Annotated in this window: 1 rRNA gene; it reads left to right on the forward strand. The window is 54.8% G+C overall.

From position 1 onward, the window contains the following. The first annotated feature begins 243 nt into the window (after positions 1-243). Positions 244-3134: ribosomal RNA gene (locus NFR99_RS14985) — 23S ribosomal RNA — on the forward strand.

Genomic DNA, 3134 nt, shown 5'->3' on the forward strand with positions numbered 1-3134 from the left:
ACCTTGAAAACCACATATAGGAAACAAATATTCTATCTAATAAAAATTAGTGAAAAGACATCCGAGGTAGTTATCATAGAAAGAAGTATATGGTAAAGACCAGAGAAGAAAACTCAAGAGTCAAAACAGCGTGCTGTTTTGCTCCCGCGGTATTCGCCAACTGAATATGAATATTCGACTGGCTCATTACCCGCGGAAATTGACCAGAAACCAGGCGCATGCAACGCTATGCATGCGGAAGATGGTTAAGCGAAGAAGAGCGCAGGGTGGATGCCTTGGCACTGGGAGCCGATGAAAGACGTGATAAGCTGCGAAAAGCTTCGGGGAGGGGCAAATACCCATCGATCCGGAGATATCTGAATGGGGAAACCCGCCTGAGAAACCCTCAGGCATCCATACGCCAATCCATAACGTATGGAGGGGAACCCGGGGAACTGAAACATCTAAGTACCCGGAGGAAGAGAAAGAAACATCGATTCCGTAAGTAGCGGCGAGCGAACGCGGAAGAGCCCAAACCGGCATGCGTGCATGCCGGGGTTAAGGACCGCAGAGAGGATCCAGGAAGGTTAACGGAACGGTTTTGGGAAAGCCGGCCGGAGAGGGTGAAAGCCCCGTACGTGAAAACCGGAATGGCCAAGCGGGATCCAGAGTACCACGAGACACGTGAAACCTTGTGGGAAGTCGGGGGGACCACCCCCCAAGGCTAAATACTGCCCAGTGACCGATAGCGCATAGTACTGTGAAGGAAAGGTGAAAAGAACCCCGGGAGGGGAGTGAAAGAGAACCTGAAACCCTGTGTTTACAAGCTGTGGGAGCGCTGCATATGCGCGACCGCGTACTTTTTGTAGAACGGTCCGGCGAGCTGCGCCGGCTGGCAAGGTTAAGTGCCAAAGGCACGGAGCCGGAGGGAAACCAAGTCTGAATAGGGCGTTTTAGTCAGCCAGTGCAGGCCCGAAACCGGGTGATCTATCCATGTCCAGGCTGAAGCTGCCGTAAAAGGCAATGGAGGGCCGAACCCACATCCGTTGAAAAGGGTGGGGATGAGGTGTGGATAGGGGAGAAATTCCAATCGAACCCGGAGATAGCTGGTTCTCCTCGAAATAGCTTTAGGGCTAGCCCCGCAGGAGGTTCACGGAGGTAGAGCACTGAATACCCTAGGGGGCGTCAAAGCTTACCGAAGGTTATCAAACTCCGAATGCCGTGGAACTGCTCTGCGGGAGTCAGACTGCACGAGATAAGTTGGGCAGTCAAAAGGGAAAGAGCCCAGACCTCCAGCTAAGGCCCCAAAGTGTGTGTTAAGTGGAAAAGGATGTGGGATTTCGAAGACAGCTAGGATGTTGGCTCAGAAGCAGCCATACATTCAAAGAGTGCGTAATAGCTCACTAGTCGAGAGGTCCTGCGCCGAAAATGTCCGGGGCTGAAACATGCCGCCGAAGCTGAGGGATGCACGTGAGTGCATCGGTAGGGGAGCATTCCTGCAGGGAAGAAGCTGTACCGTAAGGGGCAGTGGACATGCAGGAAGAGAGAATGCCGGAATGAGTAGCGAGAGGAAGGTGGGAATCCTTCCGGCCGAATATCCAAGGTTTCCAGGGTAAAGCTGATCTGCCCTGGGTAAGTCGGGGCCTAAGGCGAGGCCGAAAGGCGTAGCCGATGGACAACAGGTTGAAATTCCTGTACTGCTGTATGACAGAACTGTGGGGACACGTGTGGAGAGCATAGCCGGGGAATGGAAAGACCCGGGCAAGCGGGGTAGGAGTCCTGCCGGAAAAACCGCAGGGCAATCCGAAGACGTGATGCGGACCGAAAGAGAGTAGGGAAGTATGCGAGCCATGCGTCAAGAAAAGCCGCTATTGTTCATAGAGCACCCGTACCGTAAACCGACACAGGTGGATGAGGAGAGAATCCTAAGGCCGACGGAAGAAGCATTGCCAAGGAACTCGGCAAAATGACCCCGTAACTTCGGGAGAAGGGGTGCCCCAGAGATGGGGCCGCAGAGAATTGGCCCAAGCAACTGTTTAGCAAAAACACAGGTCTATGCAAAACCGCAAGGTGAGGTATATGGGCTGACGCCTGCCCGGTGCTGGAAGGTTAAGGGGAGGGGTTAGCGCAAGCGAAGCCCTGATCTTAAGCCCCAGTAAACGGCGGCCGTAACTATAACGGTCCTAAGGTAGCGAAATTCCTTGTCGGGTAAGTTCCGACCCGCACGAAAGGCGTAATGATTTGGGCACTGTCTCGGCAATGCATCCGGTGAAATTGAAGTACCAGTGAAGATGCTGGTTACCCGCGCCAGGACGGAAAGACCCCATGGAGCTTTACTCCAGTTTGGCACTGGGATCCGGTATTGCATGTACAGGATAGGTGGGAGGCATGGAAAGGGTTACGCCAGTAGCCCCGGAGCCGATGTTGGGATACCACCCCTGCAGTATTGGGTTTCTAACCTGCCGCCGTGATCCGGCGGGGGGACAATGCCAGGCGGGGAGTTTGACTGGGGCGGTCGCCTCCGAAAGGGTATCGGAGGCGCTCAAAGGTTCCCTCAGAATGGTTGGAAACCATTCGGAGAGCGCAAAGGCAGAAGGGAGCTTGACTGCGACACCGACGGGTGGGGCAGGTACGAAAGTAGGACTTAGTGATCCGGTGGCATAAAGTGGGATTGCCATCGCTCAACGGATAAAAGCTACCCTGGGGATAACAGGCTTATCACTCCCAAGAGTTCACATCGACGGAGTGGTTTGGCACCTCGATGTCGGCTCATCGCATCCTGGGGCTGTAGTAGGTCCCAAGGGTTGGGCTGTTCGCCCATTAAAGCGGTACGCGAGCTGGGTTCAGAACGTCGTGAGACAGTTCGGTCCCTATCCGGCGCGGGCGCAGGATATTTGAGGGGAGCTGACCTTAGTACGAGAGGACCGGGTTGGACTGACCACTGGTGCACCGGTTGTCCCGCCAGGGGCATGGCCGGGTAGCCAAGTCGGGAAGGGATAAACGCTGAAGGCATCTAAGCGTGAAGCCCCCCCCAAGATGAGATATCCCCCGCAGAAGCGGTAAGACCCCTTGAAGACGACGAGGTTGATAGGGCAGGGGTGGAAGTGCAGCAATGCATGGAGCTGACTGCTACTAATAGGTCGAAGGCTTGACCA

The sequence above is a fragment of the Hominisplanchenecus murintestinalis genome (assembly GCF_943193015.1).
Classification (GTDB): Bacteria; Bacillota; Clostridia; order Lachnospirales; family Lachnospiraceae; genus Hominisplanchenecus_A; species Hominisplanchenecus_A murintestinalis.